23 protein-coding genes and 1 pseudogene are annotated in these 23757 nt (G+C 38.6%); 12 read left to right on the top strand and 12 right to left on the bottom strand.

What is annotated here, in order from left to right:
* Positions 1-36 precede the first annotated feature (36 nt).
* The gene (ahpF, locus tag BBP83_RS07870; RefSeq protein ID WP_068887205.1) at positions 37-1602 is read left to right on the top strand and encodes an alkyl hydroperoxide reductase subunit F; all 1566 of its coding nucleotides are present in this window, start codon (positions 37-39) and stop codon (positions 1600-1602) included.
* Positions 1603-1929: 327 nt separating this feature from the next.
* Here the strand turns inward: ahpF and BBP83_RS07865 are convergent, their stop codons facing one another.
* The 3 genes from BBP83_RS07865 to BBP83_RS07855 all read right to left on the bottom strand — a co-directional run bounded on the left by BBP83_RS07865 (position 1930) and on the right by BBP83_RS07855 (position 4074).
* Positions 1930-2190 (bottom strand): YfhL family 4Fe-4S dicluster ferredoxin, encoded by a 261-nt coding sequence (locus BBP83_RS07865; RefSeq protein WP_068887203.1) that lies wholly within the window; start codon positions 2188-2190, stop codon positions 1930-1932.
* Between the two features lies 1 nt (position 2191).
* Entirely contained in the window at positions 2192-3589 is a 1398-nt protein-coding gene (trhP, locus tag BBP83_RS07860) for a prephenate-dependent tRNA uridine(34) hydroxylase TrhP (RefSeq protein WP_068887667.1), read from the bottom strand.
* Between the two features lie 68 nt (positions 3590-3657).
* The gene (locus tag BBP83_RS07855; RefSeq protein WP_068887200.1) at positions 3658-4074 is read right to left on the bottom strand and encodes a MerR family DNA-binding protein; all 417 of its coding nucleotides are present in this window, start codon (positions 4072-4074) and stop codon (positions 3658-3660) included.
* A gap of 72 nt (positions 4075-4146) precedes the next feature.
* On the opposite strand from BBP83_RS07855, the gene BBP83_RS07850 reads away from it, so the two are divergent.
* Entirely contained in the window at positions 4147-4782 is a 636-nt protein-coding gene (locus BBP83_RS07850; protein ID WP_068887198.1) for a cation efflux transmembrane domain-containing protein, read from the top strand.
* A 133-nt stretch (positions 4783-4915) separates the two neighbouring features.
* On the opposite strand, the gene BBP83_RS07845 is transcribed toward BBP83_RS07850, so the two are convergent.
* Positions 4916-5758 carry a hypothetical protein gene (locus BBP83_RS07845; protein WP_068887196.1) on the bottom strand — a complete coding sequence of 281 codons (843 nt, stop codon included), beginning with the start codon at positions 5756-5758 and terminating at the stop codon, positions 4916-4918.
* A gap of 238 nt (positions 5759-5996) precedes the next feature.
* Between BBP83_RS07845 and BBP83_RS07840 the strand changes: the two genes are divergently transcribed.
* Positions 5997-6563, top strand: coding sequence for a TetR/AcrR family transcriptional regulator (locus BBP83_RS07840; protein WP_068887194.1), 567 nt, complete (start codon positions 5997-5999; stop codon positions 6561-6563).
* A 339-nt stretch (positions 6564-6902) separates the two neighbouring features.
* Here BBP83_RS07840 and BBP83_RS07835 read toward each other — a convergent pair whose 3' ends face one another.
* Positions 6903-7688: a DUF2071 domain-containing protein gene (locus BBP83_RS07835; RefSeq protein WP_068887192.1), complete on the bottom strand. Its 786-nt coding sequence runs from the start codon at positions 7686-7688 to the stop codon at positions 6903-6905.
* Between the two features lie 209 nt (positions 7689-7897).
* Positions 7898-8677: a ferredoxin--NADP reductase gene (locus BBP83_RS07830; RefSeq protein WP_068887190.1), complete on the bottom strand. Its 780-nt coding sequence runs from the start codon at positions 8675-8677 to the stop codon at positions 7898-7900.
* A gap of 105 nt (positions 8678-8782) precedes the next feature.
* On the opposite strand from BBP83_RS07830, the gene tsaA reads away from it, so the two are divergent.
* Entirely contained in the window at positions 8783-9505 is a 723-nt protein-coding gene (gene tsaA / locus BBP83_RS07825) for a tRNA (N6-threonylcarbamoyladenosine(37)-N6)-methyltransferase TrmO (protein ID WP_068887188.1), read from the top strand.
* 6 nt (positions 9506-9511) lie between these two features.
* Here tsaA and BBP83_RS15470 read toward each other — a convergent pair.
* A pseudogene (locus BBP83_RS15470) lies at positions 9512-9856 on the bottom strand (Mg2+ transporter-C, MgtC family protein); the annotation flags it as partial.
* 263 nt (positions 9857-10119) lie between these two features.
* Between BBP83_RS15470 and tfpB the strand changes: the two are divergent.
* The 4 genes from tfpB to BBP83_RS07800 all read left to right on the top strand — a co-directional run bounded on the left by tfpB (position 10120) and on the right by BBP83_RS07800 (position 14686).
* A complete protein-coding gene (tfpB, locus tag BBP83_RS07815) occupies positions 10120-11877 on the top strand; it encodes a type IV pilus assembly ATPase TfpB (protein ID WP_068887184.1) in 1758 nt (585 codons plus the stop codon).
* 132 nt (positions 11878-12009) lie between these two features.
* Positions 12010-12411, top strand: a complete 402-nt coding sequence (locus tag BBP83_RS07810; RefSeq protein WP_068887182.1) for a NirD/YgiW/YdeI family stress tolerance protein — start codon at positions 12010-12012, stop codon at positions 12409-12411.
* A gap of 256 nt (positions 12412-12667) precedes the next feature.
* Positions 12668-13333 (top strand): response regulator transcription factor, encoded by a 666-nt coding sequence (locus tag BBP83_RS07805; RefSeq protein ID WP_068887180.1) that lies wholly within the window; start codon positions 12668-12670, stop codon positions 13331-13333.
* A gap of 3 nt (positions 13334-13336) precedes the next feature.
* On the top strand, positions 13337-14686 hold the full coding sequence (locus BBP83_RS07800; RefSeq protein WP_068887178.1) for a sensor histidine kinase: 1350 nt from the start codon (positions 13337-13339) through the stop codon (positions 14684-14686).
* 69 nt (positions 14687-14755) lie between these two features.
* Here the strand turns inward: BBP83_RS07800 and hemP are convergent, their stop codons facing one another.
* On the bottom strand, positions 14756-14926 hold the full coding sequence (gene hemP, locus BBP83_RS07795; RefSeq protein WP_068887175.1) for a hemin uptake protein HemP: 171 nt from the start codon (positions 14924-14926) through the stop codon (positions 14756-14758).
* A gap of 144 nt (positions 14927-15070) precedes the next feature.
* Between hemP and BBP83_RS07790 the strand changes: the two genes are divergently transcribed.
* Positions 15071-15970, top strand: a complete 900-nt coding sequence (locus BBP83_RS07790; protein ID WP_068887173.1) for an NUDIX domain-containing protein — start codon at positions 15071-15073, stop codon at positions 15968-15970.
* Between the two features lie 36 nt (positions 15971-16006).
* On the opposite strand, the gene BBP83_RS07785 is transcribed toward BBP83_RS07790, so the two are convergent.
* Entirely contained in the window at positions 16007-16555 is a 549-nt protein-coding gene (locus BBP83_RS07785; protein ID WP_068887665.1) for a tetratricopeptide repeat protein, read from the bottom strand.
* A gap of 14 nt (positions 16556-16569) precedes the next feature.
* Positions 16570-18963 carry a penicillin-binding protein 1B gene (mrcB, locus tag BBP83_RS07780; protein ID WP_068887171.1) on the bottom strand — a complete coding sequence of 798 codons (2394 nt, stop codon included), beginning with the start codon at positions 18961-18963 and terminating at the stop codon, positions 16570-16572.
* Between the two features lie 187 nt (positions 18964-19150).
* Between mrcB and BBP83_RS07775 the strand changes: the two genes are divergently transcribed.
* Both BBP83_RS07775 and BBP83_RS07770 read left to right on the top strand, forming a co-directional pair.
* Positions 19151-20053 carry an NAD(+) kinase gene (locus tag BBP83_RS07775; RefSeq protein WP_068887168.1) on the top strand — a complete coding sequence of 301 codons (903 nt, stop codon included), beginning with the start codon at positions 19151-19153 and terminating at the stop codon, positions 20051-20053.
* Positions 20054-20056: 3 nt separating this feature from the next.
* Positions 20057-20323 (top strand): YeaC family protein, encoded by a 267-nt coding sequence (locus tag BBP83_RS07770; RefSeq protein WP_068887166.1) that lies wholly within the window; start codon positions 20057-20059, stop codon positions 20321-20323.
* A gap of 80 nt (positions 20324-20403) precedes the next feature.
* Here BBP83_RS07770 and BBP83_RS07765 read toward each other — a convergent pair whose 3' ends face one another.
* The gene (locus BBP83_RS07765; protein WP_068887164.1) at positions 20404-20772 is read right to left on the bottom strand and encodes a hypothetical protein; all 369 of its coding nucleotides are present in this window, start codon (positions 20770-20772) and stop codon (positions 20404-20406) included.
* Positions 20773-20888: 116 nt separating this feature from the next.
* Positions 20889-21905, bottom strand: coding sequence for a glycosyl transferase family protein (locus BBP83_RS07760; RefSeq protein ID WP_068887162.1), 1017 nt, complete (start codon positions 21903-21905; stop codon positions 20889-20891).
* A gap of 417 nt (positions 21906-22322) precedes the next feature.
* Between BBP83_RS07760 and BBP83_RS07755 the strand changes: the two genes are divergently transcribed.
* Positions 22323-23666, top strand: a complete 1344-nt coding sequence (locus BBP83_RS07755) for a dicarboxylate/amino acid:cation symporter (RefSeq protein ID WP_068887160.1) — start codon at positions 22323-22325, stop codon at positions 23664-23666.
* Positions 23667-23757: the final 91 nt, after the last annotated feature.

Below are 23757 nucleotides of genomic sequence, written 5' to 3'. Positions count from 1 at the left end.
ATCAAATAAATATTTACTCCTTTGGAGGCGTTAGCAATGTTAGATCAAAATACTTCTGCTCAATTAAAAACTTTACTTGAACGTTTGGAAAGCCCAATTGAAATTGTGGCAACTTTGAATGGTTCTGATAAATCAGACAAAATCAAAGAACTGGTAACTGAAATTGCTGCACTTTCTGATCAAGTAACAGTGCGTTTTGATGGTACAAACTCTCGTGCGCCAAGTTTTGGTATTGCAAAAGTGGGTGAGCAACCACGTGTAAATTTTGCAGGCTTGCCAATGGGTCACGAATTTACGTCTTTGATTTTGGCATTGTTACAAGTTTCAGGTTATGCACCAAAAGTTTCTGATGAAATTTTAGCGCAAATTAAGGGTTTAAACTTAACAGCTGATTTTGATGTCTTTGTATCTTTAAGCTGTCATAACTGTCCTGACGTTGTACAAGCGCTGAACTTAATTGCCATTAATAACCCTGGTACAACAGCAACCATGATTGATGGTGCTTTCTTCCAAGATGAAGTTGAAGAACGCAAAATTATGGCTGTTCCAATGGTGTTCCAAAATGGTGAGCATATTGGTCAGGGTCGTATGACTTTGGAAGAAATTGTCGCTAAGTTAGATACACAGTCGGCTGTGAAAGATGCAGAAAAATTAAATGCAAAAGAAGCGTTTGATGTCCTTATTGTTGGTGGTGGCCCAGCAGGGAATACATCTGCAATTTATGCCGCACGTAAAGGTATTCGTACTGGTATTGTGGCAGAGCGCATGGGTGGTCAGGTGATGGACACCATGGATATTGAAAACTATACCTCTATTCAAAAGACCCAAGGGCCGAAGTTTGCCGCTGAAATGGAAGCACACGTACGTGAGTACGGTGTTGATATTATGAATTTGCAACGTGTCTCTGGCATAAAAGGCGCAGATCAAACAGCAAATGGTTTGGTTGAAGTGACTTTAGAAAATGGCGCGAAGCTTGAATCTAAAACGGTGATTCTTTCAACTGGCGCACGCTGGAGAGAAATGAATGTCCCAGGTGAAAAAGAGTATAAAACACGCGGTGTCGCATATTGCCCACACTGTGATGGCCCATTATTTAAAGGCAAACGTGTAGCCGTGATTGGTGGCGGTAACTCGGGTGTAGAAGCAGCCATTGACCTTGCAGGTATTGTTGAACATGTCACTTTGGTTGAGTTTGATACTAAATTACGTGCAGACCAAGTATTGCAAGATAAATTACACAGTTTGCCAAATACCACGGTTATTTTGAATGCACTTTCAACGGAAGTGGTGGGTGATGGTTCACAAGTCACTGCATTAAAATACAAAGACCGCGCAACAGATGAAGTTAAAACGGTTGAATTAGCGGGTATTTTTGTCCAGATTGGCTTGTTACCAAATACCGATTTCTTAAAAGAGACAACCGTTGAGCTTTCAAACCGCGGTGAAATTGTGATTAATGACCGTAATGAAACCAATGTAAAAGGTGTATTTGCTGCGGGTGACTGTACCACAGTGCCATACAAACAAATCATCATTGCAACAGGTGAAGGCGCAAAAGCAGCATTATCTGCATTTGATTACATTATTCGTTCAGGTCAGTAAAACAGTGAAAAGGAACTGAAGATGTACGCATCTTCAGTTCCTTTATATTGAATATTTTAAAATAAAGATTAGATTTAACTTTTATAGGAACTTTGGTCGCTAACACTAAAGTTCCTTTTTTCATTTTGATGTTGTGTCTTTTAGGTTAAGCGTAAAAAGAAAGAGCAAAGCCAAAGTGTCCCCACGCACTTCAACTTTGCCCTTTAACACAGTGTGTTAGTTTTTATCATATTCATTATTCTTTTTTTATTGGGAACTTTGACAATTTGCGTTCCTCTTATTTAGCCTTCCCCCAAGGTTATTTTTTTTAATTAGATAATTTTTATTTCATTTTAAAGTTTTGAATAAATTCAAATTCTTAAATTTATGTAACAGTTGCTCTGGTGTTTCTACATGCTCAGGGTGTGGAACAATACACTCAATTGGACATACGGCAACGCAGGTTTGGTGTGCATAAAATCCGATACATTCTGTACAACGTGCTACGTCTATTTCATAAACCTTGGTGCCTTCATAAATGGCGTCATTTGGGCATTCAGCTAAACACATATCACAGTTAATACACTGATTTGTAATCGATAAAGCCATATTAAACTGCTTGATAGGCCAAAGAAGGTGCTGAAATATCTGCTGTAGAATGAGGTAAGTTTCGAATCAGCAGAGCGTAGTTCATATCAACATCGGCAGGCAGTGGAATATCTACAAAGTGACCAGAACCTTTTGCATCTTCAATCAGATTACCTTTCTTATCTTTCATTTCGGTTAAAGTAAAAGTGATATTGCCTGATGTGGTCATTAATTCTAAGGAGTCGCCGACAACAAAACGGTTTTTGACTTCAATTTTGAGGTAATCGCCATTGCGCTCCAAAACTTCTCCAACAAACTGTTGGTGGTCAAAACGTGATGAACCGGTTTCGTAATTTTGATATTCGCTATGTACATGGCGACGCAGAAATCCTTCGGTATAACCACGGTTTGCTAAGCCTTCTAACTGAGACATTAATGCAGGATCAAAGGCTTTCCCTTCTAAAGCATCATCGATGGCTTTACGGTAAATTTGGGCGGTGCGAGCACAGTAGAAATAAGATTTTGTACGACCTTCAATTTTGAGCGAATGAATGCCCATTTGGGTTAGACGCTCTACATGCTGTACGGCACGTAAATCTTTTGAGTTCATGAAGTAAGTGCCATGTTCGTCTTCTTCAGCTACGAACTGTTCTTCTTCATTGCGTTGTAATAAAACCGGCTCGCCAAATTGGTGTTGTTGTATGGCGTGTTGCTCATCGGCATCTTTATTTTGACAGCATGTTGATTTTTCTAGTTGTGTTACTGGAATAACATCACCAGTATTATCTTCTGCTGCCTCGTGAATTTTATAGTCCCAGCGGCACGCATTGGTGCAAGCGCCTTGATTTGCATCACGTTTGTTCATATAGCCTGAAAGTAAGCAACGACCGGAATAAGCCATGCATAACGCACCATGTACGAAAACTTCAATTTCCATGTCAGGTACGTTTTGTTTAATTTCCTCAATTTCATCCATAGACAACTCACGTGACAAAATCACGCGGGTTAGCCCCATGCTTTTCCAAAATTTTACTGTGGCCCAATTGACGGCATTGGCTTGAACAGACAGGTGTATTGACACTTCTGGAAAGTGCTCTCGTACCATCATAATTAAGCCTGGGTCAGACATAATCAATGCATCTGGTTGCATTGCCACAACGGGTGTTAAGTCACGAATAAAGTTTTTTAATTTAGAATTGTGAGGTTGAATATTCACAACCACGTAGAATTTTTTACCCAAAGCATGTGCTTCAGAAATGCCGATTTTTAAATTGTCATGATCAAAAGCATTGTTGCGTACACGTAGGCTGTAACGGGGCTGACCTGCATACACTGCATCTGCACCATAAGCGAATGCATAGCGCATATTCTTGAGCGAGCCAGCAGGTGAGAGGAGTTCAGTAACGTGGGAAATAGTCATGTCAACAAAGGCATACAAAATATATGGCTTTATTGTAGGGATATAAAAAAATGATTCAACCTAGTATTTTAGTCTGATTTATTTGTGTTCATTTCTAAATTTTTTAATATATTACAGTGATCTACAGTAGTATTTGAGTTGCATGACTGACGTAACTCCTGCAATTGTATTTTAAATTTTTGTAGTTCGTTGAGTTTTTCTTCAACTTGTCGAATGTGCTCCTCAATTAAATGATCAACAATCAAACAATCTTGCTTGGGCTGTTTGGTTAAGGCAATTAATTCTGTAATTTCATGCAAAGAAATCTCTAATGCACGGCAACGTTTAATAAAAATCAGTCGTTTTAAGGTGTCTTCATCGTAATATTTATAATTATTATCTGCACGAAAGCTCGGTTTAATAAGCTGCTTTTTTTCATAAAAACGGATTGAATCTGTGCTCAGTTGTGTTTTTTTGGCTAGATCGCCAATTAAATATTGTTGCATGTCTTGACCTTGGAGTTAGACCATAGTTTTAAATAGTCTAATACAGTTTAAATTATAAACAAGAGGTATGCGATGGCTTGTAGTTGTAGTCATGAACCTGCACCAATCAAGAAAGACAGTAAATTTAGAACAGCACTCTGGATTGCACTTTTTATCAATCTAGCGATGTTTTTAGTTGAACTCATTGGTGGTGCTTATGCACATTCATCTGCATTATGGGCAGATTCACTGGATTTCTTTGGTGACTCTGTAAATTATGCTGTGTCTTTGGCCGTGTTGGGTGCTGGTCTTTATTGGCGTGCAACAGTTGCATTGGTCAAAGGGACAGTTATGGCTCTATTTGGTTTCGTGGTCATTGGTAAAGTTATTTATGCCTATATGCAAGGTATACCGCCAGAAGCCATGACCATGGGGGCAATTGGCGTTTTGGCTTTAATCGCAAATGTGGCATCGGCGGTTGTTTTATATACCTTTAGAGATGGCGATTCAAATATGCAGTCTGTTTGGCTGTGTAGTCGTAATGATGCTATTGGTAATGTTGCAGTGATATTTGCAGCCATTGGCGTATTTGGTACAGGGAGTATGTTCCCCGATCTGATTGTGGCATTTATTATGGCTACTTTAGGTCTAACAGGTGGCTATCAAGTAATGAAAAAATCATTACAAGAGCGCAAAGCATATGTGGCAGAAAATGAGGTTTGTCAGTAAATTTTCAAGATTTTTAGTAAAAACCTGTCATGTATATTTGTCAGCTTCCTCTATAGAAAGCTGACAAATACTTTTTTTGTATAATGAATGAAACATAGCGAAAAAAATAAATATTGAGATGCCAAAAAATCAATTAAGTGGTTAATTGATTCATTTTGCTCCAAAAATTATCCCATAATTCTAAATACTCAGTGTGTATACGCTGAAAATGTGACTCATTTTCTGGGGTATAGCATTGGGTGAGTAGTAACCAGATATCATCTTCATGGTTGTCATCATTTGCAAGACCAAGGTTGTTTTTTTGGGCTATGCCATGACAAGCATAATAGCCTTCAGTGAATTCGCTGTTATAAATAGAAATATTTTGTCGTAGTGCTTGGCTGAATTTGATCACCTGAAGTTCAGTACATGCCAATATAAGCAATAAATCTGCATATGAGTGCATATGATTTTGAATAAATTGCGTGAGCGAGAGGGCTTCTATTTCAGTCTCTTTCTGATCGAGAGGGTCTAAGTGCAGGGTTTGCATCAATTTTAAAAAATAAACCAAATGCGATTTTGACGGTGAACTTTGTGTAAGGTCATGAGTGTTAAAACCCAGCTCATCAATTAAATTGAGAGAAAGTAAGTATCGTGCATAAATTTTAGATGCAATACGCTTTTCTTGATGAATCGATTGATGTTGCTCAAGTGCATTGGCTTGATAAATAGCCATACTAAGTGCATCAGTAAAATTTTTAACAATGGCTGTAAAATAATTGATATGAATCAATTTTAGGTGTGTAAGTGTAAGTTGGCCTTGATGTAAACGCGCCAAGATGGGGTGATTAAATAGTGGGTGATTTATCGTTTGTTTTTCGAATTGATTGATAACACTGATATTTTTATTCCATACATTTGCAGGCATAGAGTTTTGAATAAAATGCAACGATTCTACGCGAGTGTGTTCAGATTGGGTAAAGGAGAGCGTATTCATATATTGAATTAAATTTTAGTTTTCATTTTTTTATATTAGTGAAAAATACAAGGTTTAGCTAGCGCTTTTTTTTTATTTTAAAGTTTTGTATTTCAATGGTTTGTTAGTTTTTGTTTGACTGTTTTTTTTAATAAATTTAATCATTCTTGATTTAATATATAATGAAAATGATATGCTATTTCTTATGAGCCAATGATCTGGTTTTCAATTTAATTATTTGTACATCAGGTAAAAAAAAATGTCAAAAAAAGAGAAAATACTTAATACAGCATTAAATCTCTTCAATACGTATAGTTATAATTCAGTTGGTATTGATCGGATTATTAGCGAATCTGGTGTTGCAAAAATGACTTTTTATAAATATTTCCCATCGAAAGCGAAACTCATTGAGGAATGTTTAGTGACTCGAAATAATCACATACAACAGTCATTAGGTGCGGCAATTGCTACATGTAACCCTCAAAATTATCTCAGTCAGATTAAAGCAATTTTTTTATGGTATGGCGCATGGTTTCATACAACAGATTTTAATGGTTGTATGTTTCAAAAAGCGGTAGAAGAAATTTCAAAAGTTTACCCTTCATCCCTTCAGCCTGCTATTGATTATAAAGAGTGGTTAAAAACCCAATTATGTAATTCATTAATGCATTTAGGGGTAAAGCAAGTAGAGCAATTGGCTATTTTCTTGTCCAGTATTCTTGATGGTATGACTATTCAAGCTCAAATTGATCCAAATCAAGTGTGCTTAGAAAGTTATTGGAAACGAGTAGAAACTTTAATTCAGTTAGAGTTGGCGATCATATAATTTGATTTGAGATTAATCTGTGTATATGAAGATGAGTGATTAATTCATTGATCTAAAATAATAGGCAATAAAAAAGCGCGATAACTTTAGGTTAATCGCGCTTTGCTGATAAAGACTTATATTTCTTATCTTCAAAATTGTGCCAACTTTGAAGATAAGATTTGAGAAGCTTAGTGCTTCTTCTTATGTTTGTTTTTACCCTCTGAATGTTTAAGTTCATTCGGTTTTCAGCAAAAAAAATAGACAGACCTGTCTGTTTTGTTGAATTATAGACGAGTTATTCTAAAAGGCAATAGATGAATCAATATGCTGAATATTTTTCATCTTTTTTGTGAACAATTAGAATGTTTGGGGTGGAAGGTAAATTGTAAACTCATTCATCGGTTCAATTAGTACGCTATAAGGGTTGAGCTGATCTTCAAACGACACTAAATTGAGACGTTCTAAAAGCTCAAAACGTGCGTGCTGTAGTTTTGCAGGTTGAGGTTTTAAACGGTCATGCCAGACGCGATAGCTTCCTAATTTTCCATCTCTGCGATGATAAAAACCAGCTAGGGGATGGGTTAAAAAAACCTGATAGCTTTCTAAATCGGGGAAGCCTTCATATTTCCAAGTATCTTCTGTAGATTGGTTTAAGTGCAATTCGGCATTGGCCCATTCGGACTCCGTGCGCATTTTATATTGTTTGTACAAACCGTACTCATCCTGTTGGCAGTCAAATTCAAAAACAGCAGCATGCCAAGGCAATTGCCAAAAATAACGAGGTACAATCAGCGTCCATGAATCTAAAGTCGTGCCGATAAACCAAACACATCGTTCTTTTATTTCTTGATCAATCACATAGACACGGTAATTGGTTTGTCCCATTGTAAATTTTGGAAAGGGAAACACCGCAGAGGTAAAATCGACATCAATAAATGGCACGACTGACATCAGCGCTTTTTCTTCACCTTGATAGTGAATCGTGTCTAATTGAAAGCGCTCTGGAATAAGGTCTTTAAAGCGTATTGGGTCAATGGCATAGGTAATGAGTGCAAAATGTTGCAGTTTACATTGCACGTCAATACCTTTGGGTTTTGGGCGTGGATGTAGAAATTCTTGGAATTTTAATTGTGGAAATAGCATAGATTTATTTTGCTGATGTTATCGTTGTGATTAAATCTTAGCAAATTTGAAGATAAAACCTAAGCAATAAAAACGAGGGCGTAAATATCAGTCTTGGTTTGATCAAAAATCTAATTTGAAAATTAAATAGTTAAGTTTAGATGATTGACAATAAAAAACCGAGGCAATGACCTCGGTTTTAAGATGCTTAAATTTTAAAAATCTAAATCTTATTTTTCAACAAATGCACGTTCAATAACATAGTCGCCAAGAACACCCATTTTCGGAGATTCTTTCAGGCCATGTTGGTCAAGCAGGGCGACGACATCGTCAAGGAATGCAGGGCTACCACAAAGCATGGCACGGTCAGTTTCTGGATTGAAACGTGGTAAGCCAATTTTTTCAAATAATTGACCTGACTCAATCGCAGTTGTTACGCGACCTTGAGTATGGAAGTCTTCACGGGTTACCGTTGGGTAATAAACCAACTTATCTTTAATGCCCAACTCTTCAAAGAATTCATGGTTTGGCAGTTCATTTAAGATTAAATCTTGGTAAGCCAATTCAGAAATGAAGCGTGTACCATGAACAACAATGATTTTTTCAAAGCGTTCATAAGTTTCAGGGTCACGAATAGTTGACAAGAAAGGTGCAAGGCCTGTACCAGAAGAAAGAAGGTACAAGTTTTTACCTGGATTTAAGTCATCCAGTACCAAAGTCCCCGTGGGTTTTCTAGAAATTAAAATATCATCGCCCACTTTTACTTTTTGCAAAATAGAAGTCAAAGGGCCATCTGGCACTTTAATCGAGAAAAATTCGAGTTCTTCTTCGTAGTTTGCGCTGGCAATAGAATATGCACGCATTAAAGGCTTACCGTTCACTTCAAGACCAATCATCACAAATTGACCATTTTTAAAACGTAACGCAGTATCGCGAGTGGTTTTAAAACTGAATAATGTGTCATTCCAGTGGTGTACGTGAGTAATCTTTTCGACGTTGAAAGCAGCCATTAAAGGTCTCAATAAATTATCAAATTAGAACAACTTGCTATTCTAATCTAAAATCATTCTCGATAAACTGAATATATTTAATTGAACTTATCAGAAAAAGTTATTATGAAAGGCTTGAATTTACCAATTATTGGGTATATGAATTCTCCTTACCGTGAAAAGTTTGGTATCCCACGACAACCAAATTTGGTTCAAGTAGAATCCTATATTGAAATGGAAGTACCATTTAATGATCCGCTTGCTTTTGAGGGAATTGAGGAATTCAGCCATTTATGGCTTATTTGGCAATTTCATGACAATAAAAATCAGCACGATCAGGCTAAATTTCGTCCACAAGTTAGACCTCCACGCTTAGGGGGCAATAAAAAAATAGGGGTTTTTGCAACACGCAGTATGTATCGTCCTGCGCCCATTGGTTTGTCTGTTGTACAGTTTAAAAAAATTCAAAAAGTAGGTAAGTCTGTACGGCTATATGTTATGGGTAGCGATTTATTAAATGGCACACCCATAATTGATATTAAACCTTATATTCATTATTCGGATGCGCTTACAGAGGCGCAAAGTGGCTATGCGCAGAATGAGCCTGTGCGTAAAACTGTACGCTGGTCTATTGAAGCAGAAGGGCAAAAACAAAGGTTATTGATGAAGCAATACATTGATTTGCAAGTTTTAGCAGAACTTGAGCAAGTCTTGTCTTTAGACCCAAGGCCTGCTTATCAGGACGATGAGCATCGCGTGTATGGAATGTTATTTGCGAATATGGATGTTTCTTTTACTGTAGATACAGACAGTGTTCATATTCAAAGCTTAAATGTAAGTGTAAAGTAATTACATTTAAATATTCCACCAAAGTAGCGTAATTAATATGGTCATGTGAAAAATTTGAATTGGAGCAAAAACCGAAGCGTATTTTAGACCACCAGTAAGTAAGGTGTTAATCGACTTTGCTATGGCATGGGTGGCAAGGGCTGAAATAAATGCATAAAACACAGCATTGTCAGTGGGTGTGCCTTGTATGACTACTGTTGCCATAGCAGTATGAATTTCAAAAAATGATGCGAATAGTGTGCCTGCAATTAACTCTGCGTCGCCTAGCTAAAGGCTTAAGCCATAAATACCTGCTTGAATAATTGTTAATGTTCCTGCAGTAGGTGCAGCTTCTTTTAAGCTGAACATTCGGCGGTATTCACCAGATAATCGCTAAAATATGATTTAAATATTTGCTTAAGAATTAGTCTTTTTAGCACTGTAGTCGAAACAGAAGTAGAGGGTCAATGTTTTATCTGTTGCGGTATTCATACCATTTTTTGTATTTCAATCTAATGCTTCTAAAATAATTTTTGTTATGAAAAATCGGCATTTAAATTGCTTGGTTTGAACAAAAAGAAAAATAGGCATCTTAAATTTTGTTATAGTATTTGGATGTTTGGGGACATAAAGTAATGACATTAAATTTTGAAATTGACACTTCATGGTGTTTAGAGCAACTACAAAAAGACGGCCGTATTACAGAAAAAAATAAAATGCTGATTCAGACAACGCACCGTCAGCGAGATCAGTTGAAATGGCATCCTTTACAATGGATTGCCAATTTTAATTTGGCAGATGTTAGTCATCCGCAATCGACATTAACTTTGAATCGTTTATGTCAGTGGTTGTCTGAAAGGTCTGAACTGCCTTTTTATATTATTGACCCTTTAAAAGCAGACGTGCAGGCCTTGACCCATGTCATGTCGCAAGAATTTGCCATGCGCAATAAAATTCTTGCAGTCGAAATTCAAAATGAACATGTGTTAATTGCGACCGATCAACCCTTTAAATCTGAGTGGATGGTCAATTTAGAGCGCACCGTTTTACCACGTAAAATTCAGCGAGTGTTGTTAAACCCTGAGCAATTGCAACGTTATTTGGTGGAATATTATCAAGTAAGCCGTGCGGTAAACTCATCGCAAAAGTCTTCGGCTTATGATCGTGAAAACAAAGGTGTTGAGGCACTTTTACAATTGGGGGATTCACAGAATCCAGATGCCAATGATCAACACATTGTGAAATTGGTGGACTGGGTATTACAGTTTGCTTTTGAACAAGGTGCCAGTGATATTCATCTAGAGCCACGAAAAGACACAGGGAAAGTCCGTTTTCGTATTGATGGTGTGTTGCATACCATTTATAACATGCCTGCAAATACCTTAACTGCTGTCATTTCGCGAATTAAAATTTTAGGCCGAATGAATGTTGCCGAAAAACGCAAACCACAGGATGGACGTTTAAAGACAAGAACACCGAAAGGACAGGAAACAGAATTACGTTTATCGACATTGCCAACAGCATTTGGTGAAAAACTGGTGATGCGTATTTTTGACCCTGATGTTTTGGTACGTAGTTTTCAGCAATTGGGTTTTGAAGAACGCTTGCAGGAATCGTGGAATCAGCTGACCAGTCATAGTCACGGTATTATTTTGGTTACAGGGCCGACGGGTTCAGGTAAAACCACCACGTTGTATTCATCGTTAAAGCAATTGGCGACAGAACAAGTCAATGTCTGCACCATTGAAGACCCAATTGAAATGCTTGAACCGAGCTTTAACCAAATGCAGGTCAATAATGGTATTGATTTAGGCTTTGCCGATGGTGTGCGGGCACTGATGCGACAAGATCCAGACATTATTATGGTTGGGGAAATTCGAGACCAAGACACTGCCAATATGGCGATTCAAGCAGCCTTGACAGGACATTTGGTGCTTTCTACTTTGCATACCAATGATGCGCCTTCTAGCCTAACCCGTTTGCATGATTTAGGTGTACAGCCATTTTTAACGGCAGCCACTATTTTAGGGGTGTTGGCACAGCGTTTGGTGCGCCAGTTATGCCCACATTGTAAGCAAGAAACCTTTATTAATGATCAAGAGTGGAAGCATTTAACTTTTGACTACAATGTAAAAACCCCAGATTTTGTTTTTAAGGCTGTAGGTTGCGAAGCTTGTCGTCATACGGGATATAAAGGCCGTGTCGGGATTTACGAATTTATGCCATTGAGTTTGGAAACCAAACAAATTATTGGTGCCAATGGTAATTTAACCCTACTTAAACAGCAGGCACGCAAAGAGGGTATTGAACCATTACGTATTGCGGGCGCACGTAAAGTGGTTGCAGGTATTACCACTTTAGAAGAAGTATTGCGCGTGGTACCACTGAATTAAACCAATTGTTATACATGGTCTAAATGTTGTTGTTTGGTATTAAATCATGGTTTTGCTCAATCTTAAGATTCTGTTCATTTGCAGTTGCTTTAATGGTTTCAACGCAATAAAGCATGAATTAAGGGCTAGAAAATGAACGTATTGACTAAAGCAATCATGGTAGCTGGATTTGCGACAATATCTGTAGTCGCAATGGCAAATCCTGCTGTAAAAGCGCCAGTGATGCCTGAACATGTAGCTGAGAATCAAATAGTAAACCATGCGGCAATGGCAAAAGTAGTGACGGTTAAACAAGCACTTTCTTTAAAAGATGACACGAAAGTAGAGTTAAAAGGCCATGTTGTAAAAGCAATGGGAGATGAAAAATATCAGTTCCGTGACAATACAGGCACGATTAATGTAAAAATTGATGACAAATTATGGCATGGCAAAAAAGTCTCTGCGAAAACGCCTGTGACAATTGTAGGTGAAATTGACATTGACCACAAACCTGCAAAACATGTCAGCATTGATGTAGATGCGGTAAGATTTTAATTTAGCTTTCTATAAATCAGTTCTGTTGATTTAGCCATCACACCGCATATCCACGTAATATTTAGCGTGGTATGCGGTTTTTTATTATGGTTAAGCTTAATTTTAAACAACAAAACTGCTATGTTTGAGGTTAATTCTATTTGTTAAAACACACTGAAACATTGATGGTATATAGCTAAAGATTGACGAAAAATAACTGAAGATAATTAAAGAAAACCACAGATTACTACAGCAGCGTCGCGCTGACGGAGGGTTAATGAGAATTTTACTGGCAGAAGATGACGTATCTCAGGCACAAAGCATTAAGACTTGGTTAGAGATGGATGGTTACAGTATTGATTGGGTAGAGCGCGGTGACTATGCCATTTCAGCGATAGATCAGCATGAATATGATTGTGTGCTTTTAGACCGTGGGCTACCTAAAGCCACAGGCGATGACATTCTACAAGCGCTACGCAAAAAGCAGCTCAATACACCGGTTATTTTCTTAACGGCACGGGACAGCGTTCAAGACCGCGTGGAAGGACTGGACTTAGGCGCCAATGATTATTTGGTTAAACCTTTTAGTTTAGAAGAGCTTTCTGCTCGGGTGCGTACACAAATGCGCCAAAAACACAGTCTAAACAGTCAACAAATTCAATTTGCTAATTTAATTTTAGACACACAGGCAAAATTGGTTATTCAAGATGGCGAAGCGCTGACCTTAACCTCAAAAGAATTTCAAATTTTATATAAATTGATGCAAAAACCAGAACATGTTATTACCCGTGAGCAACTGGAGGAGTCTTTATATGCATGGGGCGATGAAATTGAAAGTAATGCCATTGAGGTTTTTATTTATCAATTACGTAAAAAAATTGGGAGCCAATATATAAAAACTATTCGCGGTTTAGGTTACCGCATGAATCAGCCTAAGGCTTAATTTATGCAACATCGCGCAGTTTCATTGCAACGAAATCTGGTCAAAACCTCGGTTTTGAGTTCTATTGTGGCAGGTTTGGTTTCTTTGGTTTTGTTATTGGGTATTTCTGTCTATCAGACCATGCATTTGCAAGATGAAATCATGGATGAAATTTCCGATATGCTGTTAATTGCGGATATTACCAAATCGACTGGGCAGGAAATTGACGAATTGAGCAATCAATTTGATATTCATTACCGTTTGGTTTACGAGGGTCAAACTTTGACTCAGTCCGAAGATGCTCAAAATGAAATTCTGCAAGATTTGGTCAATCAGCAAACGAAACCGGGTTATTCCATATTTCGGTATCAGCAGGACGTGTGGCGGGTATACGTCAAAAATGAATCGGATATGACCTTGTATGCTATACAACCTTTAGATGTTCGCTTTGAAGAAATTATTTCAACGGCAGCAGGTTATTTTGCAGTATTGGTTGTTTTATGGTGCTTACAATGGCTCATTGTACATTTTTCCATTAAGCGACAATTTAAATTGATTCATGCACTGTCGCATCAAATTTCTGAAAAAAGTGCAGGCGATTTAGAACCCATTGTTTCGCCAGAACCTGAATTGGTTGAGTTACAACCGATGGTGCAACAACTGAACTTTATGTTAGAGCGTGTAAAGCAAGCTTTGGTGGCAGAACAGCGTTTTACTGCCGATGCATCGCATGAACTACGTTCTCCTTTGTCTGCAATTCAAATGCGTTCGCAAGTGTTAATGCGTAAATATCAAGACCATCCACAATTGCCTGAAGATTTAAGACAAATTCAACACGATGTAAAACGTGGTACACAAGTGCTGGAAAACTTACTGCTGTTGGCGCGGTTAGACCCATCTAATCCTGCGGACTTGCCTAAAGCGGATATTGATTTAGCAGATGTCATGTTTGAAGTGCTGCAAGCTTTGGCGCCGTTTATTCAACAAAAAAATATTCAATTGACTGTCGATGTGCCATCGAGTGCTCTTTGGGTAAATTCAGAATTATTATTTACTTGCTTAAGAAACTTGGTCGATAACGCCGTTCGTTATGCGCAAATCAACGGTAGGTTAATCGTGTCTGCTGAATCTGACGAACAACACATTTTATGGCGTATTGAAGACAATGGAACGGACATGACCGATGATGTGCTAGAGCGTTTGGGTGAACGCTTTTATCGTGCTTTGGGGACGCAAACGCAAGGAACAGGGTTGGGGCTGTCTATTTGTAAAAAAATTATAGAATTACATCAAGGAACAATCGAATTTTCAAAATCGGCATTAGGTGGCTTATGTGTCAAAATTTATTTGCCGAAAAAAATTAAAATAATTTAATGCATAAAAAGCAGTATGCGCTGATTCATACTGCTTGTTCCCACGTTTTTTATTGTCTGGTTGTTTTAATTATTTGGTCAGAATCAGTCTATTATTTCGAGTTAAACGTAAACGGTATTCTTCACCTGCATGCATAATACGAATTTCACGACCGAGCGAAAATAAGTTATTTGAATGCAACATAGGTAAGGCATGATGAGATTCTGTGTTACGAGTAAATAAGCTAAATGGTGCGTTCATATAGTTGGACTCCGTGGTGTGTAGTGAACGGTTTAAATGATAATCATTATCGAATAGGCCTGTCAATCGTTAATACAAAGAATTTATAAAAAACTTAAAGTTGCTTACACTTGGTTATATAAATTAAGAAAATGGATACAACACATGTCTAAACCGAACTTACATATTGCGATAGCCATTTTGTTACATCGAGGGCAAGTTTTGGTGGGATGGCGTGATGCGCAACAACATCAGGGTAATAAACATGAATTTCCTGGTGGAAAAGTTGAAGATGGTGAAACAGCGTTGGAGGCTTGTCGGCGTGAGGTTTATGAAGAAGTCGGTATTGGTTTAAAGGAGTGGCATGCTTTCGATTGTATTCAGCATGAATATGACGATGTGATTGTTAATTTACATATCTTCCATGCTTCTGTAGCAGATGAATTGTTAAACGAAATTCAACAACCGTGGACATGGTTTAAGCGTGACCAATTGCTGGACTTGAATTTTCCAAAAGCCAATAAAACGATGTTGCAACGTTTATTTTGGCCTCATCACATTAAAATTTCAGATGATTTAACTGTGTTAGAACATCTAGCTAAAAACCAACTCTTGTATTTTAGAACAGAAGCAAACGCTGAACAGGTGATTGCATTATCCAATACTCGGATAGATGATTTGCCAAAATTGATTGTAAATATAGATGTATGGCAGAAGTTGAACAGTATTCAGCAACAAGGTGTTGGCACCATTCATTTAAAACAGTCGCAACTTATGCAGATGCGAAAAGGTCAACTTAATACAGGGCATCGTTATATTGCAGCCTGTCATGACTTAGTCTCGGCCTTACATGCGCAGGCTATTGGTTGTGATGCGATTTTATTAAGTCCTGTTCTACCGACTGCAACGCATACAGATGCCTTACCAATGGGGTGGGAGCAGTTTGAATTGATCGCTCAAAAAATGCATATTCCTGTATTTGCTTTGGGTGGAATGACGCAAGAGCATTTGGTCGAAGCACAGCAGCATCATGCCTATGGCATTGCAGGGCTACGTTTTCTTTAGTTTATTGAACAGAATACTTTGCAATAAAAAAGCCCTTTAAAGGGCTTTTAGAGCATGTTGTGCTTTTTGTACGGTCTGGGGCATATTTTGCTTTTGACCGGCTTTTAGAATGACATTCCACAGTTGTCGCTTCATGGCTGTACTTTGCGCATAACTTAGACCGCGCTGTGCCAAAGCTTCAGCATTAGCGGGTTGGTTTTTACGATTTGCAATCATGGCCAAATATAAATAGGTCTCTGCCGACTGCGGTGCAAGGCGTTGAGCCTGTGTGGCTGCGTCTTCTGCTTGATTAAACTGACCTTTGGCGTATGCATTTTGTGTTTGTTGCATCAATTTTTTAAAGGCAGGTAGACTGCGTCCATCATCAAACTGTTGCACGCGTTCCTGTTGTTTCGGAATCACAATGCGCTGACGTTGAATGTCTGGGCGGTCATACGGATGAATGACCGCACCCGAAGGAGCGTGAATGTCTTTTTTCACCTCTTTGGGTGTTTGCTGTTTCGGTGCTTTCTGCTCAGGTACTGGCAAGCTTTGACAGCCTGCTAGCCCAAGCAAGATTACACAGATTAGCGTCTTGTTTAATATCTGCAACTTTAACCTCAGTTTGTAAAACTTCCACTGGAAACAATACGTGTTTGATTAGATGTATCTTGATCGGAGTTATTTTCACTTTCTCGAATCAAGTTTTCTAAATTATCACTCTGCGGTGCAGGTTCTTGAGTAGCTTCAGTATCACTTGTGTAAGGCTGTACTTCATATTGTGACTGGCTACACGCCGTTGCACGTTTCGGAATTGAATTACGTAGAAGTGGAATATGAATCGCACCGTCACAGCCTGAAGCTGAAAGTTCACCCGTATTTCGGTCTAACCAATGCCATTCCACATCGTCGGGTTGGCGCAAATTGACAGGTTTTTGACGCAACTGCTTCATGATATTAATCCATACCGGTAATGCACCTGAAGAGCCCGTTAGTCCTGTAATTTTATTGTCATCCAAGCCCAACCAAACAACAGCGGCGTAGTTGCCTGAATAGCCCGCAAACCAAGAGTCGCGGGTGTCATTCGTCGTACCCGATTTTCCTGCAAGTTCTAAAGATGTGGGGAATGTATTGTAGGCAGATCGGCCAGTACCTGAGGCCATCACCTGTTGCATCCCATAGTTCAATACATAAGCAGCGGCAGGGTCAATAGTTGGCTGTACTGACAAGCTGTAACGATCTAATGTACGGCCGTTGTTATCGACTACGGCACGAATAGATTTAATTGGGTATTTGAAACCACCTGTTGCAAAGTTGCCATAAAGACCCAAGACATCCATAGGTGACATATCGACAGCACCCAAATAAATGGATGGATAATTCGGGATATTTGCGGTTACACCAAACTTTTTCAGATGATTAATAAACGTGGAAAGACCAAACTCTTGACCGAGGCGCACAGCAGATAAGTTATAAGATTGTGAAAGTGCTTGCACCATTGGCACGACACCATGTTCACCACCACTATAATTTTTGGGTGTCCACGCTTTGCCTTCACTTTGAATGCTGATGCTACTGTCTTGAATTGGACTGGCCCAATTGTAACGTCCAGATTCAATAGCACTTAAATAAATGACAGGTTTGAGGAGTGAACCAACTTGACGTTTGGCATCGACTGCACGGTTGAAGCCTGTAAAGTCTTGTGTAGAACCCACAGCAGCCACCAGTTCGCCATTTTCAGGATGAGTGACTAATGTCGCGCCTTGTAAATCTTTTAAACGATTTGGGTTTGCATTGCTTAGGCGAGTTACGGTTTCTTTAAAACTGTTTTGAATACGTGTTTGTGCAATTGGGTCTAAGGTTGTAAAAATACGCAACCCTTGATTGGTTAAATCACTTTCTTGATATTCGGTGCGTAATTGACGACGAACAATATCTAAAAAATCTGGGAAGCGGGCAGGGCCAAGTGTCGGTTTCGCAAGCACATTTAAGGGACGCGCAGTTTCAGTTTCATATTGTTGTTGGGTTAAATAGCCCATCACCAACATATTGTTAAGCACGATATCACGGCGTTTTTTAGCCGCTTCTGGGTTGCGCCATGGGTTATAGAGGCTGGGCCCTTGTACTAAACCGACCAAATAGGCTTGTTGAGCTATACTTAATTCACGTAAAGGCAAGCCAAAATAGAATTGTGAAGCCAAGCCGTAACCATTAATTGAATAGTTACCATTTTGACCTAAATTCACTTCATTTAAATAGGCTTCAAGAATTTCGTCTTTGTCGTAATGTAATTCAATGAGTAAAGCCATTAGGGCTTCATTTACTTTACGTTTTAAAGTTTTCTCAGGACTTAAATAAAAGTTTTTCACCAGCTGTTGCGTTAAAGTTGAACCGCCTTGGCGTTTACCACCTGTAACATTACTGACAATAGCACGTGCTGTACCACGTACAGAAATACCATGATGATGATGAAAATTGCGGTCTTCAGTTGCAATTAACGCTTCAATGAGCGGTTTAGGCACATTTTTTAATTTAATCAGCACGCGGTCTTCATTGTGTTGCGGGTAGATACCACCAATTAAAAGCGGTTCTAAACGAGCAATACCATTGGATGATGGCTTTGTGGCACTGATATCAGTTACTTGATCTTTACCAAATGAAATCTTGAGTACTTGCTCAGGCTCAACACGGTCACCAAAGTCAAAACCACGAGTATGCACATACATCTCATTGCCAGACGTGACAAAGCTTCCTGTTTTGGCATAACTTTCTGCGCCTTTATAGCCCAACATTTTGAGCTCTTCACGCAAATCATCTTGGCTGACAGGGGCATTGGTATAAATTTCTAAGGGGCGTGCAAATACTTTCGCTGGAATATCCCAACGCTGTCCTTCGAATTTGGCTCTAACTATATTGTCGATTTTAATCAGATAAACACTGAAAGCGACAAATGCGCCAATCACCAAAACACAAAAAATAAATGCAATAGCACCTATACCGCGTACAGACTTCATAAATGATGACAAGATCCTGAGAAATTTTGCTAATCATGCGAAGCTTTTACGTAATTTGCAATAATTAAACTGTATAAGTATGCAAAATATAGATACATCAGTCTGATAAATTAGCAATTCAAAGTTTTTTAAAATCAAAAGCGTTAATGCTATGATAAGCATGAAGCGTAGTGGAGCAATGACGTAGGTGCAAATTTCACACAAGACATTTCGTAACATTGGATTAATCGGTCGCCCTGATAAATCATCAGTTGTTGAAACTTTATGTCTCATTCATGATCATTTACTCAGTTTAGGGCTACATCCTGTTTTTGATACAGCGACGGCTAAATTGGTGCCATATACCAACACTCAAACAGTCAGTAAGGCGCTGTTGGGCGAAGTGGTTGATTTGGTGATTGTGGTTGGCGGTGATGGTTCTTTGTTACATGCGGCCCGCTCGCTGGTCAAATTCAATACTCCAGTGATTGGGGTGAACAGAGGCCGTTTAGGCTTTCTAACCGATATTAAACCCACAGAAGTTCTTTTTAAGCTTGATCAAGTCTTAAAAGGTGAATTTCAATTAGACCGTCGTTTTCTGCTAGAAATTGAAATACGTTCTAAAGGTGAAAGTATTTACGATGCGATAGCATTGAATGATGTGGTTTTACACTCAGGAAAATCGGTACATATGATCGATTTTGAGCTGAATATTGATGGTCAATATGTGTACCGTCAACACAGCGATGGTCTGATTGTATCGACACCTACAGGTTCGACTGCTTATGCGTTGTCGGGTGGTGGGCCTATTGTGCATCCTGGTATGGATGCTATTGCACTGGTGCCGATGCATCCGCATACCTTGTCGTCTCGTCCAATTGTGGTCGGCGGTCACAGTGAAATTAAAATTTTAATTCGTGAAAATCGTGTGTTGCCAATGGTCAGTGCTGACGGGCAAAACAGTGTTTCACTTAGTGTCGGAGATAGCTTACATATCCGTAAGCATCCATTTAAACTAAATTTATTGCATCCGCCTGGCTATGACTTTTATATAGCATGTCGTACCAAGCTTGGTTGGAATCAAGATTTTGACTCATTTAAACAGGATTAGCCCATGAATATTGAACAAATGCTTGCTGTATTGGATCCTGAAATTGTGAGCCGTTTAAAGCTTGCGGTTGAAATTGGAAAATGGCCCAATGGCTTAGCGTTAACGAAAGAACAACGCCAAACTTGTATGCAAGCAGTCTATGCTTGGGAAGCAAAAAACTTACCAGAAGCTGAACGTAGTGGCTATATTGACCGTGGTACCAAAGAAGAAGATGAGCATTGCGATTCTCATGTAGAAGAACCTGAGTTTAAGCCAATCCGTTTTATTTAAGACTGCATAAAATATCAAAATGCTTTATTCAAAAATGGCATAAAGCATCAATTAAAAAAACCAGCATGATGCTGGTTTTTTTAATTCACAATACTAATGGAGTAGGGTTGTCCAAGCTCGAAACTCACACAGAGTGCATAGGGGCTAGCATCTGCGGGCAATATAAAATCTAAATGATTGGCATGAAATGCTATTTCTTCTTCAGTCAAATTATCAGAATTTAAAAAATAACGATCATCCAATTCTAACTTATTAATAATTTGTTCAGTGCTGGGTTTGGGTGAGCCAAAATGTGACGTCCAATAGTCAGCAGGTATGCTGTCCAGATGATGTTGTATAAATTGCATCACAATTTGGGTGAATGGATTTCTAAAGCAAATCGCCTCATATAATGCAGTGCGAGCAAGCTCTTCTTTTTCTACTTGATGGCTATTGAAAATAGTATTCATGTGGAATCCTCATTTTTTTATATTTTTGCTAAAGAATGCACATTTATTAAATTAGCATTTTAGATCTACCATGACTAGCAGATCTAAAAGCCGTCTGTATCAATCTTGTTATATTTCTATGGTTTTTCGCTAGTGATTAGGTGCCGATTAAGCCAAAGGGTTTGCGCCTGCTGCATAGCAAGGTCATGACGTTCACAAACCCCCATGGCATACAGGGCAATACCCATCGTTTCAATGGTGGCAATTTCACCATAGCTATGGCTTTGCTTACCTTCCCAAACCGCTTTAAATACGGCCAAATCAAGCTGTTCTTCAATCGGACTGCGGTTGTCTGTCAATTTAGGCAATTCATGTTCGTATAATTGTCCATTTTGAATACCACATATTAGGGTTTTAGCATCTGGGTTACGTTCAAATTCACCACCTTCACCTTTTATCACGGCACTATTTTGATAGCCCAATTGAAAAGCAGTTTGTTGATGTGAGCTTCGATAGGCAGGATGGAAAATGGCTTGGAGGGTTGCTTTGGCATTAAATGGGTTAATTAAGCGTGCCAATGTATGAATGGGTGAACGTAGTCCCATGACATTTCGCAGGGAAATTAAGTCACTTAAAATAGGGGAAATAGCATGTAAGGGCAAATAGGCAAAATTACGCGTAGCCAATTGCGTTTCAACATCTTGGTCATTTTGACAGATGGGGTAGTCTAGATATTCTAAAACTTGTTCGGTATACATACGGTTCATGGTATGGCCAGATGCGCCGTGCATGACGACTTTATAACCATGCTTTGCTAAAGTCAGAGCGGCCAGTAAAAACCAAGGGTAATGTTTTCGTTTGCCTGCATACGAAGACCAGTCTAAATCGACCTGTAAGGGTTTAAATGTTAATTGATCTCGTGTGGCCTGTACAAAACCCGCAAGTTCATCTACCGATTCTTCTTTTACTCGTAGAAGCATTAAAAATGCACCCAATTGCACATCCAATACTTCATCTTTGAGAATCATGCTAAAGGCTTCATAAGCTTCTTCAAAGGTGAGCGAGCGTGCGCCATTTTTTCCTTTGCCAATAATTCGGATAAATTGGGCAAAAGGATGTTCAAAATCTTTATAAATATTGCGTTTAGTATTCATTCAACAAGCTTTTAAAAGTACAGGCAAACCCTGTAGTCTACTTTGATCTTTTATGTTTTTCAGCCAAATTCTAGTGCTTATTTGGTAGGGGTTTAGACTATGGTCTAATGAAACTCGTTTATTTGTTAATCAAATTTAACATTTGAGGCCAAACAAAAAAATAAAAATTAGGTAAAATTTAACCGTACTCTTGTGTGTTCTTCATCTCCTGAGCTTTTGCTGAATGAAATTTTGGCATGGCGTGGTTTTGTTCTAAAACCATATTCACAGTTTATTAATGTTTTCTAAATATTGGGCGATACCCAATACGATGGTGCTCTTTTGTCAGCGGCAAATGAGTTTGGGCTGTTTGTTTTTGAAAAGAAATAGACAATAAAAGAAGCTTCTGAGTGAAGCAACAGATCGTGAAGAATTCTCATGGCTAAAAAACCAATTTATAAGTCGCTGTATTTTCAAGTGATAGTCGCTATTATTGCCGGTGTTCTGGTTGGGCATTTTTACCCAAGTGGCACTCAACTTGTCAACGGTACTGAACAATATGTAAAAGGCTTAGGCGAGCAGTTATATCCATTAGGACAAGGCTTCATTAAGCTCATTAAGATGATTATCGCACCAGTGATTTTCTGTACCGTGGTGAGCGGTATTGCTGGTATGGAAAGTATGAAGTCAGTGGGTAAAACTGGCGGTATTGCATTGCTGTATTTTGAAATTGTTTCGACCATTGCCTTAGTGATTGGCTTATTGGTGATTAACATTGCAAAACCAGGTGTCGGCATGAATGTCGATCCTGCATCTTTAGATACTGCGGGTATTTCTAAATATATAGAATCTGGTGCAGCACAGTCGAGCACTGACTTTTTCATGAATATTATTCCTGATACTGTTGTCGGTGCATTTGCTCAAGGTGAAATTCTTCAAGTTCTTTTGTTTGCATTACTTTTTGGTTTTGCACTGCATAAATTAGGTGCTGCTGGTAAACCAGTATTGAAATTTATTGATCAAATTTCACATGTGTTCTTTAACATTGTAAATATGATCATGAAATTAGCGCCAATTGGTGCATTCGGTGCAATGGCTTATACCATTGGTAAATATGGTATTGGTTCACTGGCGCAGTTGGCACAGTTAATTATTTGCTTCTATATTACCTGTTTGCTTTTTGTTTTCTTCATTCTAGGTACGATTGCCCGTATAAGCGGTTTTAGTATTTTGAAAATGATTCGTATGATCCGTGAAGAATTACTGATTGTACTGGGGACGTCATCTTCAGAATCAGTTTTACCACGCATGTTGAAAAAGCTTGAAATTGCAGGTTGTGAAAAATCGGTGGTTGGTTTGGTGATTCCAACAGGTTATTCATTTAACTTAGATGGTACGTCTATTTACCTGACCATGGCGGCAATTTTTATTGCACAAGCAACCAATACTCAGTTAGATCTTTCGCATCAAATTACCTTACTTGCAGTCTTGCTGATTTCATCTAAAGGCGCTGCAGGTGTCACGGGTTCTGGCTTTATTGTAATGGCGGCGACATTGTCTGCGGTCGGTCATATTCCAGTTGCTGGTTTGGCACTAATTTTAGGTATTGACCGTTTCATGTCTGAAGCACGTGCATTAACGAATTTAGTGGGTAACTCATTGGCAACTATTGTGGTTGCAAAATGGGTGGGGCAGTTGGACATGGATAAATTAAACCATGCTTTGGCAAACCCAGAAGATGTAGACCGTCAAATGGCAGAAGAAAATACACAGCTTGTTTAATCAGTTATTGAATGAGTGAAAAAGGAAGCATCAGCTTCCTTTTTTTTATGGGCAATAGAATTTGCAATATAAATTGAACGCGCAGGTTTTG

The sequence above is a fragment of the Acinetobacter celticus genome, assembly GCF_001707755.1.
Classification (GTDB): domain Bacteria; phylum Pseudomonadota; class Gammaproteobacteria; order Pseudomonadales; family Moraxellaceae; genus Acinetobacter; species Acinetobacter celticus.
The sequence above is the reverse complement of the archived record's forward strand: the minus strand, read 5'-3'. Positions and strand labels throughout refer to the sequence as shown.

Excerpts from the sequence above, each read along its gene's own strand:
- ahpF (WP_068887205.1), top strand. The coding sequence starts at position 37 with ATGTTAGATCAAAATACTTCTGCTCAATTAAAAACTTTACTTGAACGT.
- BBP83_RS07865 (WP_068887203.1), bottom strand. The coding sequence starts at position 2,190 with ATGGCTTTATCGATTACAAATCAGTGTATTAACTGTGATATGTGTTTA.
- trhP (WP_068887667.1), bottom strand. The coding sequence starts at position 3,589 with ATGACTATTTCCCACGTTACTGAACTCCTCTCACCTGCTGGCTCGCTC.
- BBP83_RS07855 (WP_068887200.1), bottom strand. The coding sequence starts at position 4,074 with ATGCAACAATATTTAATTGGCGATCTAGCCAAAAAAACACAACTGAGC.
- BBP83_RS07850 (WP_068887198.1), top strand. The coding sequence starts at position 4,147 with ATGGCTTGTAGTTGTAGTCATGAACCTGCACCAATCAAGAAAGACAGT.
- BBP83_RS07845 (WP_068887196.1), bottom strand. The coding sequence starts at position 5,758 with ATGAATACGCTCTCCTTTACCCAATCTGAACACACTCGCGTAGAATCG.
- BBP83_RS07840 (WP_068887194.1), top strand. The coding sequence starts at position 5,997 with ATGTCAAAAAAAGAGAAAATACTTAATACAGCATTAAATCTCTTCAAT.
- BBP83_RS07835 (WP_068887192.1), bottom strand. The coding sequence starts at position 7,688 with ATGCTATTTCCACAATTAAAATTCCAAGAATTTCTACATCCACGCCCA.
- BBP83_RS07830 (WP_068887190.1), bottom strand. The coding sequence starts at position 8,677 with ATGGCTGCTTTCAACGTCGAAAAGATTACTCACGTACACCACTGGAAT.
- tsaA (WP_068887188.1), top strand. The coding sequence starts at position 8,783 with ATGAAAGGCTTGAATTTACCAATTATTGGGTATATGAATTCTCCTTAC.
- tfpB (WP_068887184.1), top strand. The coding sequence starts at position 10,120 with ATGACATTAAATTTTGAAATTGACACTTCATGGTGTTTAGAGCAACTA.
- BBP83_RS07810 (WP_068887182.1), top strand. The coding sequence starts at position 12,010 with ATGAACGTATTGACTAAAGCAATCATGGTAGCTGGATTTGCGACAATA.
- BBP83_RS07805 (WP_068887180.1), top strand. The coding sequence starts at position 12,668 with ATGAGAATTTTACTGGCAGAAGATGACGTATCTCAGGCACAAAGCATT.
- BBP83_RS07800 (WP_068887178.1), top strand. The coding sequence starts at position 13,337 with ATGCAACATCGCGCAGTTTCATTGCAACGAAATCTGGTCAAAACCTCG.
- hemP (WP_068887175.1), bottom strand. The coding sequence starts at position 14,926 with ATGAACGCACCATTTAGCTTATTTACTCGTAACACAGAATCTCATCAT.
- BBP83_RS07790 (WP_068887173.1), top strand. The coding sequence starts at position 15,071 with ATGTCTAAACCGAACTTACATATTGCGATAGCCATTTTGTTACATCGA.
- mrcB (WP_068887171.1), bottom strand. The coding sequence starts at position 18,963 with ATGAAGTCTGTACGCGGTATAGGTGCTATTGCATTTATTTTTTGTGTT.
- BBP83_RS07770 (WP_068887166.1), top strand. The coding sequence starts at position 20,057 with ATGAATATTGAACAAATGCTTGCTGTATTGGATCCTGAAATTGTGAGC.
- BBP83_RS07765 (WP_068887164.1), bottom strand. The coding sequence starts at position 20,772 with ATGAATACTATTTTCAATAGCCATCAAGTAGAAAAAGAAGAGCTTGCT.
- BBP83_RS07760 (WP_068887162.1), bottom strand. The coding sequence starts at position 21,905 with ATGAATACTAAACGCAATATTTATAAAGATTTTGAACATCCTTTTGCC.
- BBP83_RS07755 (WP_068887160.1), top strand. The coding sequence starts at position 22,323 with ATGGCTAAAAAACCAATTTATAAGTCGCTGTATTTTCAAGTGATAGTC.